The following is a 14,205-nucleotide window of genomic DNA, read 5'->3' as shown; positions in this document are numbered from 1 at the left end:
GGGCGGTCCGCGTCGCTGCGGGCCGCCCCCTTCGCCGTATGCCGCAGAAGCTCAGCCCGCGACCGCCTCGTACAGGCTGAAGGCCGCGAGCGCCAGCATCAGGCAGGCCGCGATCCGGGTGATCAGCCGCAGCGGCACCCGCTTCATCAGCGCCTGGCCGCCCACGATGCCCAGGCCCGCGACGGCCCACAGGGCGAGGACCGCGCCGATGCCGACGGAGACCGGGTCGTCGTAGCGGGCGGCGAGCGTGGCCGTCATGATCTGCGTGATGTCGCCGAACTCGGCGACCAGGATGAGCATGAAGCCCGCCCCGGAGACCTTCCAGAAGGACTGGTCCTCGGGCGGCTTGATCTCCTCGTCGTCGTCGCTCTTCTTCAGCAGGAGCACCAGGGCTCCCACCAGGAACAGCACGCCCACCACCGTGTTCACGATCCACTGCGGCAGGAGGGTGAGCACGCTGCCCGCCGCGATGGCGATGCAGACGTGGACGAGAAAGGCGGCGGCGACGCCCGCGAAGACGTAGCTCGCCTTGTACCGGGTGCCGAGCATGAGCCCGGCGAGGGCCGTCTTGTCGGGGAGTTCCGCCAGGAACACGGTCCCGAAGGTGATGGCCATGACGGTGAAGCTGATCACGGGTGGGGCTTCCTCAATCGGTCGGGCTGCCCGTACCGAGAGACCTGCCTGATTCCGGGGTCGCTTCGGCACGGCAGCGTCGTCAACACACAACAAACACTGCGGCCGAAGGTCTCGCCGGCCGACACGACGACGGAGGACCGCCGGGTGCCTGCCTCCGGGCGCCGGCTGAGCGAACTCAGCAGTATGTCGACGGTCCGGCGAAGAGCTACTCCCCTTCATGCTCGTACAAGGGTACGGGACGCCCCGGCCGGAAAGTCCCGGCGCCCGGGTCCCGCCGCCCCGGCCCCGCCGCCTCAGTCCCGGTGCAGCCGCCCCCGGGCCACCAGCTCCAGGACGCCCGCGACCGCCACCGCCTGCACCGCGAGCAGTGCCACCAGCACGAAGAGCTGCACCGCGCCCGCCATGACGGGCGAGGCCCCGCCCAGCAGCATCCCCACGAAGGCCCCCGGCAGGGTGACCAGACCCACCGTCCGCGTCTGGTCGAGCCCGGGGAGCAGCGCGTCGGAGGCGGCGGGCCTGGCCACCTCCAGCCGCGCCTCCCGCTCCAGCAGGCCGAGCGCGAGGCCCGCCTCCATCTCCCCGCGCCGCGTCGTCAGCTCGTCCAGGGCGCGCCGCCCGCCCAGCACGGTCGCGGTGAGGGCGCCGCCGATGAGGATGCCGGTGACCGGGATCAGCGCGATGCCGGTGGGCGGGACGAGACCGGTGAGCAGCAGGGCGAGCACTACGGGGGCGACCCCGGCGGCGATCGGGACGGCCGCCCACCACCAGGTCCCGTTGGGGGTGATCCGCCGCCCGGCGGTGCGCGCGGCCACCGCGTACATCAGCAGCAGGAACGCGCACAGCAGCCAGCCCGAGCGGGCCACCCAGCCGATCGCGAGGGCGACCACGGCGAGCTGCACGGCGGCCCGCGCCCCGGCGAGCGCGGTGGCCCGGCCCCGGGCACGGGTGCCGTCGCCGGAGAGGCGGGCGCAGGCGACGACGGTGACCGCGAGGGCGAGCAGCACGGCGAGGACCGCGCCGAGGGTGGCGTTGACGGGGAGCAGGGTGGGGGCGTCCTGCGCGAACGCAGCGGGAGCACCGGGCGCGGGGGCGGTCACCGGGTCAGCCTAGAGGGCCCCAACTCCCTTGCATGAGCGCGGTGTGGTGAATCGTCAGATTCCGTGAACAGCTCCGAACGCCTTGATATGACGTGCCCATGCCGTCAGCCTGTTACCTGGCGCACGCCTCCCGGAAACCCGGCGTCGCCATGATGGCCGGGCCGCGCGGGAGTTGACGGGACGCGTGGCACAACGTCCCCCCACAGCTCGGGAGTTCCCATGTCACGCCGTGCCACAGCCCCCTCCGCGAAGTTCTACGCGCGTCGCACCGCCGTCTGCCTCGGTGCCGCCGCGCTCGCCGCGACCGGCCTGCTCGCCACCGCCCCCACCGCCCTCGCCTCGCCGCCCCCGCCGGTCGACGCGGGCACCGCGCGCACCTACCTCGCCGCGCTCACCGTGGCCGCCGAGGGCAGCTCCGACGGCTACAGCCGGGAGAAGTTCCCGCACTGGAGCACCCAGACCGGGGCCTGCAACACCCGCGAGGTGGTCCTCAAGCGCGACGGACGGAACGTCGAGCAGGACACCAAGTGCGCGGCTGTGAAGGGCAGTTGGTTCTCCGAGTACGACGGGGCCACCTGGACGGCCGCGTCCGACGTGGACATCGACCACATGGTCCCGCTCGCGGAGGCCTGGCGGTCCGGGGCGAGGAACTGGACGACCGCCGCCCGGCAGTCCTTCGCCAACGACCTGACCCGCCCGCAGCTCATCGCGGTCACCGACAACGTGAACCAGGCCAAGGGCGACCAGGACCCGGCCGAGTGGCTGCCCCCGGTGACCTCCTACCGCTGCACGTACACCCGGATGTGGGTGCAGGTGAAGCACCACTGGAAGCTGACCGTCGACCAGGCGGAGAAGTCGGCCCTGGAGGGCGTCCTCAGGAACTGCTGAGACCCCTGGGGCGCGGCCGGCCTCCGGAGCCGTCCGGGTCGTCCACCGGGCCGTCCGGGCCGCCCACCGGACCGGCCGTCCGGACCGTCCACCGGTCCGGCCGTCCGGGGCAACCGCACGGTCAACCCCAGATTGACGCGCGGAACTTCCCCGTTCCCCTCCGTCGTTCCGTACCGTACGGGGCCGTGGCCCCGCACGGGGGACGACGGAGGAGGACGGACATGACCCGGCTGCGCCTGGGACCGGTACTGAGGTACGTCGACTGGGAACGCGGGGACGCCGCGACCGTCTGGGTGGAGACCGACCGGCCCTGCACGGCCGAGGTGGTCTGCGCGGGCGGCGGCGGGGGAAGCGCGGAGACCTTCCAGATATCCGGACACCACTACGCGCTGATCCCGGTGACGGGCCTGCGCCCGGGCACGTCGACACCGTACGAGGTCCTGCTCGGCGGCAGCCGGGTGTGGCCGCTGCCGGACGCGGAGGCCTCCGGGTTCCCGCCCAGCACCATCAACACGCCCGAGCCCGGCGCGGACTCCGCCCGGATCACCTTCGGGTCCTGCCGGTGGGCCGCGCCCGCCGAGGGCGAGAAGGACCCGGCGGGGCCCGACGCCCTGGACACCCTGGCGGCCAGGCTCGTCGAGCACCCGGAGGGGGCGTACGCCGAGCGCCCGGACTACCTGCTGCTGCTGGGCGACCAGGTGTACGCGGACGAGATCTCCAAGGCCACCCGCCGCTGGCTGGCCGCCCGCCGCGACCTGCGCGAGCCGCCGGGCGCGGAGGTCGCGGACTACGAGGAGTACACCCACCTCTACTACGAGTCCTGGCTCGACCCGGAGGTGCGCTGGCTGCTGTCCACCGTGCCGACCTGCATGATCTTCGACGATCACGACGTGATCGACGACTGGAACACCAGCGCCGCCTGGGTCGCCGACATGCGGGCCACCCCGTGGTGGCGCGAGCGCATCCTCAGCGGACTGATGTCGTACTGGGTCTACCAGCACCTGGGCAACCTCTCCCCCGCCGAGCTCGCCGCCGACCCGCTGTACGCCGAGGTGTGCGCGGGCCCGGACGGCACGGACGCGCTGCGCGCGTTCGCCGGCCGCGCCGACCAGGACCCGGCCTCGGTGCGCTGGAGCTACCGGCGCGACTTCGGGAACGTACGGCTGCTGATGGTGGACACCCGCGCGGCCCGCGTCCTGAAGGAGGGCGAGCGGGCGATGCTCGACGAGGAAGAGGCGTCCTGGCTCGCCGACCAGGCGCTGGACGACACGCGCCCGTACGACCACCTCCTGATCGGGACCTCGCTGCCGTGGCTGCTGCCGCCGCTGATCCACGACGCGGAGGGGTGGAACGCGGCGCTGGCGGCAGGGCTCAGGGGCCGGCGGTGGGCGCGGTTCGCGGAGGACCTGCGCAGGCGCTCGGACCTGGAGCACTGGGCGGCCTTCCCGGCGTCCTTCGAGCGGCTGGCGCGGCTGATCGCCGAGGCGGGCAGCGGTCCGGCCGCCCCCGCCACGGTGTGCGTGCTGTCGGGGGACGTGCACCACGCGTACGTCGCCGAGCCGACCGCGTGGCCGGACGACGCCCGGCCGGACACCGCGAAGGTGTTCCAGCTGACCTGTTCGCCGGTGCACAACGGCATTCCCTCCTCGATCAAGCTCGGTTTCCGCTTCGGCTGGAGCGGGCCGGGGCAGCGGCTCGGGCGCGGGCTCGCGCGGCACGGCCGGCTGGGAGCGCCGCTGCTGCGGTGGCGGCGCTCCGCCGGGCCCTGGTTCGGCAACCAGCTCATGACGCTGACGCTGCGCGGGCGCTCCGCGGAACTGCGGCTGGACCAGGCGCAGCAGGTGCAGACGGGCCGGAAGGAGGACGGAGGTCACAGCAGGCAGGGCCGGAGCAAGGGCGGCGCGCGGCTTGTGATGGCGATGACCACATCTCTGACACAGGAATGACACAAAAGGGCCAACCAGCAGTGTATAAGCGCCACTTGAGAGTGAATTTCGGCCACAAGTCGAATGTTGAACTTGCAAGCACAGTGAGGCTTACCTAACCTCCTGGGCATCGCAGGTCTCTTCGGGCTGCGTCCCCACCCGGCCTCCCCCTGGCCGCCACCGAAGGAGTCCCCCGCCCATGACCCCGCCTTCCGCACCGGTCCCCCGGACCTCCCTGGCCGCTCGTCTCACGGAGTACCGCCCGTACGCTCTCGCCGCGTTCCGCTTCGTCACCGGCCTGCTCTTCGCCTGCCACGGCGCGGCCTCGCTCTTCGGCGTCCTCGGCGGCGCGGGCGGCACCGGGGCCACCGTCCAGACGGGCGCCTGGCCGGGCTGGTACGCGGCCGTGATCCAGCTCGTCGGCGGGGTGCTCGTCGCGCTCGGCCTGTTCACCAGGACCGCCGCCTTCGTCGCCGCGGGCTCCATGGCGTACGCGTACTTCGTCGTCCACCAGCCGGAGGGGCTGTGGCCGATGCAGAACGGCGGCGAGCTCTCGGCCCTGTTCTGCTGGACGCTCCTGCTGCTGGTCTTCACCGGGCCCGGCGCGCTGGCGGCGGACGGACTGCTCGCCGCGCGACGCGGCCAGGACACGGCGACGGCACGCGAGGAACCGCAGGTCACGGCGACCGCCTGAGGCACGCGAGGGGCGTTCGGACCGATCCCGCTCGACGGTCCGAACGCCCCTGGCGCGCCACCGGAGACGACGGCGCGTCAACGAAGGCGTCGACCCGTCACTTCACGCCCGTCCGGAAGTCGCCGAACGGCACGGTGAAGCAGCCGACGCGCTCGCCCGCGCCGCCCTGCTCGCGGTGCAGGACCACCGAGTTGGCCGCGCCCTCGGGCAGCCCCCAGCTGTGGTGCGAGCTCGTCCAGGCGTCGCCGTTGCGGTCGGTGGTGAGGTCGAGCCACACCTCGTTGTCGGGGTTCACCAGCTTCGGGTCCTTGACGTGCTGGTAGTGCGCCCCGGCGGCCTGCGGGTCGACGCCGCACGGCTTCTCGTGGACGTGCACGCCGAACGCGTGGCCCGGCTTCAGGCCCCGCACCTTCAGGGTGACCGTGGTCCCCTTCGCGCCGGACCTCTGCTCGACCCGTATCCGGCTCCCCGCGGGCACCAGCTCCGCGTCGTACGACACGGCTCCCGGCGGCACGGAGGCGGAGGCGGGGGCGAAGCGTCCGTCGACGGTGAGGCCCCTGCCGTCACCGCCCCGGCCCGCGCTGCCGTCCTCGGCGTACGCGGCGGCCGGTCCCGCGAGCAGGAGGGCGGCGGCCCCGCCGACGATCCGTACGGCATGCTTCCGCGCCGGGCTGCGACCTGTCATGGTGCGTCTCCTTCGAGTGGCCCCCTGCCGTTGCTCCCGCCCCGCACCACCCTCCGCGCACCCTCGCGGGCCGTCGCACGGAACGCGGCGATCGGGTGAACGGCCCGGTGCTCGCACGAGCCCCGGCGGGGCCTCGCGGCCCGGCCGGCGTGATATGCCCAACACCACCCGTACCGGACACCGATCCCGCTCCCACCAGGCGTAAGGTGGATCGCTGTTAAGCCGCCCCTGCCGCTCCCCATGCGACGTCGCGGCGTGGTTCCTCGCCGGGGAGTTTCGCAGTGCTGGAGAGTCTGGGGTCGCTGGCCTCGGGTCCGTGGATATACGCGGTGATCGGTGTCTCGATCGTCCTCGACGTCTTCCTCCCGATCATGCCGAGCGGCGTCCTGCTGATCACCGCCGCCACCGCGGCCGCCGCGGGCGCGTCCAACGCCACCGCCGGCGCCCCCGACGGCTTCGCGCAGGACGTGCCGGACCTGCTCCTGCTCGCCGCGTGCGCGGCCGCCGCGTCCCTGCTCGGCGACTTCGCGGCGTACCGGCTGGCCTGGCGGGGCGGGGAGCGCCTGGACCGGGCGATCTCCCGTTCGCGCCGGCTGACCGCCGCGCAGGAACGTCTCGGCAGCGCGCTCAGCCGGGGCGGCGGCGTCCTGGTCGTCGTGGCCCGCTTCGCGCCCGCCGGGCGCTCGGTGGTGTCGCTGGGGGCGGGCGCGGCGCACCGCAGGCCCCAGGAGTTCGTCCCGTGGTCGGCGCTGGCGGGCGCCACCTGGGCGCTGTACAGCGTGACGCTGGGCTACTTCGGCGGGCAGTGGCTGGGCGCGAGCTGGCTCAGCACGGGCGTCTCGGTGCTCGCGCTCGCCGTCGCGGGGACCCTGGCGGCCTACGTGGTGCGCCGCCCGCGCACTTCCAGTCCGGCCAGCAGCGCGGCCGTGGCGGCGGCGACCTCTTCGACGGCCTGATCGAACACCTCCTTGTTGTGCGCGGCGGGCGCGCGGAAGCCGGAGATCTTCCGTACGTACTGCAGGGCGGCGGCGGTGATCTCCTCCCCGGTGGCCTCTTCGGGCAGGGCGGGCGGACGAAGCGTCTTGATGCTGCGGCACATGCCCTCCACGCTACCGACGCCCACTGACAACGGCCTCCGGCACCCGGCCCGCACGCCTCCCGGCTGCGCCGCTGCCGCCCCGGAGGTTTACCGGCCGGGGCTGCGCACCATCGGGTGATCTTCCCGTGCCCCCGGCCCGCACCGGCCCCTCGTACCGCTACGACTTGTTCGCTCGCCGCACACGACGACCGCGTACCAGGCCGTACGCGTACGAGACGGAGGCCCGCCCGCATGAAGACCGCTGCCCTGCTGTTCCTGCTGCCCCTCTTGTTCACCTCCTCCCCCGCCGCCCCGCCCGTCACCGTGACCACCACCCTCCACGCGGCCGTCGCCGCCCTGCCGAAAGCCGCCGACACCCCGGCCGGATACACGGCGGCGGAGTTCACGCACTGGACCGACGAGGACCAGGACGGCTGCAACACCCGCTCCGAGGTGCTCCTGGAGGAGGCCACGACCCCGCCGGCGGCCGACCCCCGGTGCGTGCTGACGGGCGGCGCCTGGCACTCGTACTACGACAAGAAGGACCACACCACGGCCACCTCCCTGGCCGTCGACCACCTCGTCCCGCTCGCCGACGCCTGGCGTTCGGGCGCCGCCGCCTGGTCCCCCGACGAGCGCCGGCGCTTCGCCAACGACACCGAGGACCCGCGCACCCTCGCCGCGATCACCTCCGCGGAGGACCGCCTCAAGGGCGACCGGGACCCGGCCCACTGGGAGCCGTCGGACGACGGGGCGGACTGCCGCTACGTCGCCGAGTGGACGGCCGTGAAGAGCCGCTGGCGCCTGACGGCGGACGCGGCCGAGCACAAGGCGCTGACCACGATGGCCGCGGAGTGCCCGGAGGAACCCCTGACGTACACGCACGCCCGCTGAGGGGGCCGGGGGGGGACCCATGCGTCGCCCCGGCGCATGCTCGCCGAGGAGGCGGAGGGGGCCTGCGCGTCGCCCCGGCGCACGTTCGCCGAGGCGAGGACCGCCCGGCCGACCGCACCGGCGGCGGGCCGCGCCGCTCCGGCCGAGCAGGGGCCTCGCACCGGCGGAGCTTCCGTCCGCACGGGAACGGGGATGTCCCGCGCGTCACTTCCCCATGTCACGGGACGGCTACACCGCGCACACGGCCCCTCACCCGACACGCATGATGTCCCTCTCAGCACAGCGACATCCCCGGGGGGACCATGCACCACCGTCACACCGCTCTCGCCCTCACCGCCGCCGCGCTCCTCGCGCTCACGGCCTGCCAGGACGTCAGCACGGGCGACGCCTCGAAGCCGAACTCCACCGGCCCGGCGTCCTCGGCGGCTCCCGGGCCCAGCGCGCCCCGGGTCCCGGCCGAGAAGGACGCGCGACTCCCCGACTTCGTCGGCAAGGGCCTCCAGTCCGCCCAGGACCAGGCGCAGGCAGCCGGGTTCTACGCGCTGAAGAGCCACGACGCGCTCGGCCGCGGCCGGCAGCAGGTGCTGGACCGCAGTTGGAAGGTCTGCTCCCAGACGCCCGCGGCCAGCACCCGCCCCACCTCCACGACCGTCGACTTCGGCACGGTGAAGCTGGAGGAGTCCTGTCCCGACGCCGACGTCCGCGAGCCGGACAGGGCGGGCGGGACCATGCCGAACCTCGTGGGGAAGAGCGTGAAGGTCGCCCGTGAGTCCCTGCCGGCCAACACGTCACTGACCGTCGAGGACAGTTCCGGCCGGGGCCGCATGGTTCTCGTGGAGTCGAACTGGTCGGTGTGCTCGGTGACCCCCGGGGCGGGCACCGCGCTGGACGGACAACCGGTCACGATCAGCGCGGCGAAGTTCACGGAGTCCTGCTGACCCGCCCCTCTCCGCCCTCCGGACGGCGCGCGCCCGCGGGATGGCGGGGCGTTCTCCCACGGTCCGAGAGTCCGCAGGACACGCAGTACCGGCCGGGTTCCTGGGAGGGCAACGTCCTCATCCAGCACCGGTACCGCATGCCCCGCCCCGATTCCTGGCACCTGGTGCGGCGCGACCACCGGGACGGCACCGGCGGCCGGGGGTGCTCCGCAGGAGGTACGCATCTGATCGACAGCACGCGCTACCGGGAAGGGGTCTCCGGTGGCCGCGGACTACGGCACGTAGCTACGAGGGGTGCTTGTCCTGCGGCCTTCGGGCGGGAGGGGCTTTCGTCATGTTCAAGACCACGACACAGAAAGGGCCTTGCCCCATACCCTGACAGTGTCGAGCTGTTCAGAGAGGGGCAAGGCCGTGCCATCTGATGCTACCCCGGACCCGTATGCCGACCCATTGGCCTTCGGGCAGAGATTGCAAATCCTCCGCACGCGCAAGGGTATGACCCGCGACCAACTCGGCGGCCTCATGGGTCGATCCGGATCGTGGGTCAAGGCCGTCGAGACCGGCCGCCTGAAGGTGCCCCGACTCGAAGTAGTGCTGCAGCTTGCGGAGTTGCTGCGCGTCCGAGATCTCTCCGACCTCACTGGGGACCAGTCCGTGCACGTCGACCTCTTCACTGGCCCTGGCCACCCCCGACTCGGGGCAGTGCAGGCCGCGATGAACCAGTTCCCCGTCCCGCTCGGTGAAGCCCCGCCAGCCGATCACCTTCAGGCCCGCCTCGCGCGCGCGTGGGCGGCGCGGCACTCGGCACCGAATCACCGTGACGTGGTGGGTGCTCTGCTGCCCGACCTGATCCGGGACGCCCAACTCACCGTACGGGCGGCCGACAGCGCCACCGACCGCCGCACTGCACAGGCGATGCTCAGCGAGGTGTACTCGCTGGCGCAGTTCTTCGCCGCGTACCAGCCGGACGCTGCCCTCCTGTGGCGGATCGCCGAGCGCGGCATGGTAGCCGCTCAGGAGTCCGAGGACCCGCACACCATCGGCGTCGCAGCATGGCTCACCGCACAGGCACATCGCGACTCGGGGCCGGCGCACTTCGACGCTGCCGACACCGTGACACGGGAGACGTTGGAGTTTCTGGAGCCTCTGCTCCCCGATGCGTCGGACGACGTCGTCGCCATCACCGGCGCCCTTCGGTTCGAAGCCGGGTACACGGCCGCTCGCCGGGCGGAGTCGGGTACTGCCTGGCGGTACTGGGACGTCGCCCGCGAGACGGCCGCCCGGCTGCCGAGGGACTACTACCATCCGGTGACGTCGTTCTCGCGGGCCATCATGGGCGCGCACGCGGTAACGATCGCCGTCGAACTGCACGCGGGCGGAGAGTCTGTGCGGCAGGCGGCGGCTTCGGACGCCACGACGATTCCGTCCCGGCCGCGCCGGGCCCGGCACCGGATCGAGGAGGCCCGCGGGTACCAGCTCGACGGACAGCCGGACGTGGCCCTCGCGACGCTGGCGCAGGCGCACGAGGCTGCCCCGGAGACGATCAAGTACAACGGGTATGCGAAGCGGATCGTGCTCGAAGAGGCGGAGTCGAAGGCTCCCGCGCGCCGCCGTCGTGCCTCCGAGCTGGCAGTGAAGTTGGGCCTGCTGGCTGCCTGATGGGAGGGGGTACATTCTGTGCCCTCTCTTCCTCCAGGTCGCTCCTACCGTCGGTATACGCAGTTCACCGACGATGCCGGGGGCGACCGTGCACACCCGATCCGACAACCGAACGTCCGTTGCTGACTGGTTGGCCCGCGCGCACGCCGATCCGGACGCCGCGCACCGGGAGTGGGCGGAGCGCGGGGTGGCGATGCTGCCGCTCGGCGTCCGCTTCGACGCGGTCCGCATCCCGTTCTCGGTCGTACGCGCGGCCCTCGGCACGGACAACCGGGACGCGATCGGCCGGACCTTGCCGCAGATGCTCGGCGGGCCGGTGATCCAGGACGGTGAGAAGTGGACGTACCCGCTCGTCCCCACCGGCGGCGCTTCCGCCTGGTCGGCCCGTGCCGGGAACTACCGCGGCCGGGGCCGGCTGGCCGTACCTGACACTGACCAGCTCGGCCCGCCCGGCATGTACTGGACCGTCGCGATGGCCGCCCCTGGCCGGCTCTGCGAGCCGGCGGCCGTCGCCTCGATGATCGAGGCCGGCGTCTCCGCCCTCTCCGGGAAGGAGGGCAGGTGATGGTCCGGTTGTCCGAGGTCGTACTGGAGCAGTCGCCCAGCTACTTCGCTTTCACCGCGCTCATGAAGCACGGCCTGGCCTGCTGCCCCGAGTGCCAGGCCGGGGCCCTGTGCCCGGTCGGTACGCGGCTGATGGCGGCGTGGGAGGCTCGCCGGACCTGGCAGGTGAGGACGCCATGACCACCCTCCTCAGCACGCCTGCTGCTGCCGACTCCGCCGCCGCCTGGCTGCTGGGCCACGGGGACGCCGCCCGCGCGCAGACCCGGAACTGGCCGACCGGCCGGCACGTCTGGCCCGGCATGGGCATCGAGTACGAGGCCGTCCGGATGCCCGCCCCCCTGGTGCACGCGGCCGTACACAGCACCGATCCGCCCTCCGTCGCCGAGAGACTCACCCGCTTCCTTGAGGGTCCGATGGCAGCCGCTCCGGCCGCCGGCTGGTACCTGGCCCTCACCCGGCCGACGGGTCCGAAGTGGTACAAGCGCTGCGATCCTGACGGGCTCGGCACGTTCGTCCCACCCGACGAGCATCTGATCCTGCCGCACCCCAGTCGCACTACGCCCAGCAGCGCGCTGTTCTGGTCGCGGCCCGTCCAGCCAGGCCAGGTCTCCGAAGCGCTCTCCGTGGCACTGCTGCTCGACATGGGCGATCACGCCCTCTCCTGGCGGGCCCGGTACTGCGACGCGCGCGGCGAGGCGACATACGCGCCCTTCGGCGCCCTCCGGATCCTGGTGGGCAACCAGGGGACGCCGTCATGACGCGGTGCCCGAGCCGTGCCGGGAACGGCCACCAGTTCCCCGACGAGGACGAATCCGGAGCGCACTGCGCGGAGCACGGGGTGACGCTGCTGTGGCACGGCGAGCCGATCACCGCCGACGACCTCACCCCTGCGGCTCCCCCGGACGAGTCCGAGGAGTAACCCCTCGTGCACCCGCCCCCGCCGCCTGAGCCCTGCTACGGACGGCGGCCGGGGCGGGCCTCATGCACCACCCACCGAAACGGGAGGCACCACATGAGTACCACCACCTGCGCGCCCGTCACCAGGGACGCCCGATCCCTGCTGACCACCGCCGAGTTCGATGCGGTCACTCGCACCGTTCTCCGCGCGAACCCGGGGATGGAGACGGCGCTCGCGCAGCGGATCGTCCTCGACGCCTTGAAGTTCGTCGCCACCGCCGCCACCCGGGACCCCGCCAGCGCCGGCCTGGCGCCGTCCCGCGTCGTTGACGAGGGCTGGCACGCCCTGATCCTGCACACCCAGACGTACGCCCGGCTCTGCGAGCGCCTCGGCGGCCGGTTCGTCCACCACGTCCCGCAACCGCCGAACCCAACCAGGTCCCAGGGCATCCTCGGCCGGACGACCGTCGCCATCGAGATGGCCGGGTTCAGCGTCGACCGCGACCTCTGGATTCCGGCGGAGGATCGAACGTTCGTCGTGGCCGCCGACTGCCAGCACTCCGAGACCAACTGCACGGACTGCAACTGCTCGGAGGTCTCGTGCGAAAGCACCCAGAACTGACCGAACCGACCTCTACCCTGCTGCCATGAATGAACAACAGTGGGCTGCCATCGCCGAGTTCAAGTCCGTGAAGGCACGCGCTCAGGCGCGCTCCCCCAAGGGGCGGCGTCCGCGGCATACCCGTAGGTGTCCCGGCCACGGCTTCGTCGTGATGGCGACGCCCCAGGGCCCGGTCACTGTGCCCTGCGGGTGCTGCGGAGGTGGCAGCGAGTAGAACCCCCGCGCCCCGGCGGTTCGCAGCGCCGACTTCCTGCGGACCGCCGACCTACCGAACGAGGTCGGCGAGCGGGACGCCGATCGCGTCGGCGATGAGGAGCAGGGAGTCGAGGCGGGCACTCGCGTGGCCCTGCTCGATCCGGTTGTCGTTGTGCCGCTCCATCCCGATGCGCAGGGCGACCGCCTCTTGTGTGAGGCCGGCGGCCTTGCGTGCGTCACCGACGGCCCGGCGGCGGGTGAGGACCCGTGCGGGCGGTTCAGCGGGTGGCACACGCCTATGCCATCCACCTGAAGATCGAACGGACTCCGGACACGAGAAAGCCCCCCAATCGATCTTGATTGAGGGGCTTCAAACAGGCTCTCACCTGCTGTTTATCCCTGGTGGGCGCGGACGGTTTCGAACCGCCGACATCCGCCTTGTAAGGGCGGCGCTCTACCCCTGAGCTACGCGCCCGGGCATGAGGCAACAGCGTACATGGCCCCGGGGGCTGCTTCGCAAGCCGGATCCGGTGGCGGTGCTGGTCACGGGCGGGGCAGGGGGGTTAGCCCCACCCCCGATCCGGTGGGCGGCCGGATCGTGCGGGGTGGGCCCCGGTGCCTAGGTTGGGGGCACACCGATCGTACGCAGCAGGGGGACCGCATCATGGCAGCCAAGACCCGCACCTTTCTCGCCCTCGGCGGGGCCGTTCTCGTCGCGCTCTCCGTCTCCGGGTGCGGCGGTGCGGACGTCATGGACGCGCCCGTGGAGAAGAAGTCGTTCGCGTTCAGCGGGCGGACCCTCACGGTCGCCGGGCACGACTCCGGGCTGACCCTGGTGCCGGCGGACGTCCAGCAGATCGAGGTCGAGCGGCAGGTCGACGGGTGGGCGCTGCTGGGGAGCGGCCCCGAGCCCGTGTGGGAGCTGCGGGGCGACACCCTGGACCTGAAGGTCAAGTGCTCCGGCATCGCCACCAACTGCCAGGCCCGCCACTCGGTCAAGGTCCCGCGCGGCGTCACCGTGAACGTGGAGAGCGACAACGGCCGTGTCGAGGCCGCCGGTTTCACCACCGACATGGCGGTCACGACCGACAACGGCGAGATCGCCGTCAAGGACATGAGCGGCAGACTGAACCTGAAGACCTCCAACGGGGAGATCGTCGGCGAACGCCTCGCCGCCAGGTCCGTGACCGCCCGGACGGACAACGGCACGGTGGAGATGGGCTTCGCCGCCACCCCCGACCTCGTCGACGGCGGCAGCGACAACGGCTCGATCCGGCTCACGCTGCCGAAGGCGACGTACAAGGTCGACGTGGAGACCGGCAACGGCGAGGCGCGGGTGGACGTGCCCAAGGCGGAGACCAGCAGCCACGTGGTGAAGCTGCGCACCGACAACGGCGAAGTCACGGTGCGAAGCGCGAACTAACCGGCCCGTG

18 protein-coding genes and 1 tRNA gene are annotated in these 14,205 nt (G+C 72.6%); 13 read left to right on the top strand and 6 right to left on the bottom strand.

Annotated features, from left to right (window positions below):
- Nucleotides 1-51: 51 nt before the first annotated feature.
- The gene (locus tag ACIP93_RS10120) at nucleotides 52-633 is read right to left on the bottom strand and encodes a TMEM165/GDT1 family protein (RefSeq protein ID WP_345223306.1); all 582 of its coding nucleotides are present in this window, start codon (nucleotides 631-633) and stop codon (nucleotides 52-54) included.
- A gap of 296 nt (nucleotides 634-929) precedes the next feature.
- Entirely contained in the window at nucleotides 930-1,733 is an 804-nt protein-coding gene (locus tag ACIP93_RS10115) for an ABC transporter permease (RefSeq protein WP_345223303.1), read from the bottom strand.
- Nucleotides 1,734-1,952: 219 nt separating this feature from the next.
- Between ACIP93_RS10115 and ACIP93_RS10110 the strand changes: the two genes are divergently transcribed.
- From ACIP93_RS10110 to ACIP93_RS10100, 3 genes are all read left to right on the top strand, one after another.
- Nucleotides 1,953-2,621 (top strand): HNH endonuclease family protein, encoded by a 669-nt coding sequence (locus tag ACIP93_RS10110; protein ID WP_345223300.1) that lies wholly within the window; start codon nucleotides 1,953-1,955, stop codon nucleotides 2,619-2,621.
- A 221-nt stretch (nucleotides 2,622-2,842) separates the two neighbouring features.
- A complete protein-coding gene (locus ACIP93_RS10105; protein ID WP_401757277.1) occupies nucleotides 2,843-4,567 on the top strand; it encodes an alkaline phosphatase D family protein in 1,725 nt (574 codons plus the stop codon).
- A gap of 178 nt (nucleotides 4,568-4,745) precedes the next feature.
- Complete coding sequence (locus tag ACIP93_RS10100; RefSeq protein WP_401757275.1) at nucleotides 4,746-5,240, top strand: DoxX family protein; 495 nt, start codon at nucleotides 4,746-4,748, stop codon at nucleotides 5,238-5,240.
- Between the two features lie 97 nt (nucleotides 5,241-5,337).
- Here ACIP93_RS10100 and ACIP93_RS10095 read toward each other — a convergent pair whose 3' ends face one another.
- Entirely contained in the window at nucleotides 5,338-5,925 is a 588-nt protein-coding gene (locus ACIP93_RS10095) for a superoxide dismutase family protein (RefSeq protein WP_401757273.1), read from the bottom strand.
- A 281-nt stretch (nucleotides 5,926-6,206) separates the two neighbouring features.
- Between ACIP93_RS10095 and ACIP93_RS10090 the strand changes: the two genes are divergently transcribed.
- The gene (locus tag ACIP93_RS10090) at nucleotides 6,207-6,881 is read left to right on the top strand and encodes a VTT domain-containing protein (RefSeq protein WP_345223291.1); all 675 of its coding nucleotides are present in this window, start codon (nucleotides 6,207-6,209) and stop codon (nucleotides 6,879-6,881) included.
- Here the strand turns inward: ACIP93_RS10090 and ACIP93_RS10085 are convergent.
- A complete protein-coding gene (locus ACIP93_RS10085; protein WP_345223289.1) occupies nucleotides 6,803-7,024 on the bottom strand; it encodes a DUF2277 family protein in 222 nt (73 codons plus the stop codon). The two genes, ACIP93_RS10090 and ACIP93_RS10085, sit on opposite strands and share 79 nt — an antisense overlap.
- A gap of 231 nt (nucleotides 7,025-7,255) precedes the next feature.
- Between ACIP93_RS10085 and ACIP93_RS10080 the strand changes: the two genes are divergently transcribed.
- The 8 genes from ACIP93_RS10080 (at nucleotide 7,256) to ACIP93_RS10045 (ending at nucleotide 12,577) form a co-directional block, all read left to right on the top strand.
- Nucleotides 7,256-7,897, top strand: a complete 642-nt coding sequence (locus tag ACIP93_RS10080) for an HNH endonuclease family protein (protein WP_345223287.1) — start codon at nucleotides 7,256-7,258, stop codon at nucleotides 7,895-7,897.
- A 302-nt stretch (nucleotides 7,898-8,199) separates the two neighbouring features.
- Nucleotides 8,200-8,835, top strand: coding sequence for a hypothetical protein (locus ACIP93_RS10075; RefSeq protein WP_401757270.1), 636 nt, complete (start codon nucleotides 8,200-8,202; stop codon nucleotides 8,833-8,835).
- 411 nt (nucleotides 8,836-9,246) lie between these two features.
- Nucleotides 9,247-10,494 (top strand): helix-turn-helix domain-containing protein, encoded by a 1,248-nt coding sequence (locus tag ACIP93_RS10070; RefSeq protein ID WP_401757925.1) that lies wholly within the window; start codon nucleotides 9,247-9,249, stop codon nucleotides 10,492-10,494.
- Nucleotides 10,495-10,582: 88 nt separating this feature from the next.
- Nucleotides 10,583-11,059, top strand: a complete 477-nt coding sequence (locus ACIP93_RS10065) for a hypothetical protein (RefSeq protein WP_401757268.1) — start codon at nucleotides 10,583-10,585, stop codon at nucleotides 11,057-11,059.
- Nucleotides 11,059-11,238 carry a hypothetical protein gene (locus ACIP93_RS10060; RefSeq protein ID WP_401757266.1) on the top strand — a complete coding sequence of 60 codons (180 nt, stop codon included), beginning with the start codon at nucleotides 11,059-11,061 and terminating at the stop codon, nucleotides 11,236-11,238. Before ACIP93_RS10065 ends, ACIP93_RS10060 begins: the two co-directional genes overlap by 1 nt.
- Entirely contained in the window at nucleotides 11,235-11,816 is a 582-nt protein-coding gene (locus tag ACIP93_RS10055; RefSeq protein ID WP_401757264.1) for a hypothetical protein, read from the top strand. Before ACIP93_RS10060 ends, ACIP93_RS10055 begins: the two co-directional genes overlap by 4 nt.
- A complete protein-coding gene (locus tag ACIP93_RS10050) occupies nucleotides 11,813-11,977 on the top strand; it encodes a hypothetical protein (RefSeq protein ID WP_401757262.1) in 165 nt (54 codons plus the stop codon). The genes ACIP93_RS10055 and ACIP93_RS10050 overlap by 4 nt, the downstream gene beginning before the upstream one ends.
- 93 nt (nucleotides 11,978-12,070) lie before the next feature.
- Complete coding sequence (locus ACIP93_RS10045) at nucleotides 12,071-12,577, top strand: glycine-rich domain-containing protein (RefSeq protein ID WP_401757260.1); 507 nt, start codon at nucleotides 12,071-12,073, stop codon at nucleotides 12,575-12,577.
- Between the two features lie 265 nt (nucleotides 12,578-12,842).
- On the opposite strand, the gene ACIP93_RS10040 is transcribed toward ACIP93_RS10045, so the two are convergent.
- Together ACIP93_RS10040 and ACIP93_RS10035 are read right to left on the bottom strand one after the other, a co-directional pair.
- Entirely contained in the window at nucleotides 12,843-13,064 is a 222-nt protein-coding gene (locus tag ACIP93_RS10040) for a helix-turn-helix transcriptional regulator (RefSeq protein ID WP_345223271.1), read from the bottom strand.
- A 108-nt stretch (nucleotides 13,065-13,172) separates the two neighbouring features.
- Nucleotides 13,173-13,247, bottom strand: a tRNA-Val gene (locus tag ACIP93_RS10035).
- A 189-nt stretch (nucleotides 13,248-13,436) separates the two neighbouring features.
- Here ACIP93_RS10035 and ACIP93_RS10030 point away from each other — a divergent pair.
- Nucleotides 13,437-14,195 (top strand): DUF4097 family beta strand repeat-containing protein, encoded by a 759-nt coding sequence (locus tag ACIP93_RS10030; RefSeq protein ID WP_345223268.1) that lies wholly within the window; start codon nucleotides 13,437-13,439, stop codon nucleotides 14,193-14,195.
- Nucleotides 14,196-14,205 lie beyond the last annotated feature (10 nt).

The organism is Streptomyces sp. NPDC088745, assembly GCF_044751045.1.
In the GTDB taxonomy this organism is placed as follows: domain Bacteria; phylum Actinomycetota; class Actinomycetes; order Streptomycetales; family Streptomycetaceae; genus Streptomyces; species Streptomyces cremeus.
This window is presented reverse-complemented; position numbering and strand designations above follow the sequence as displayed.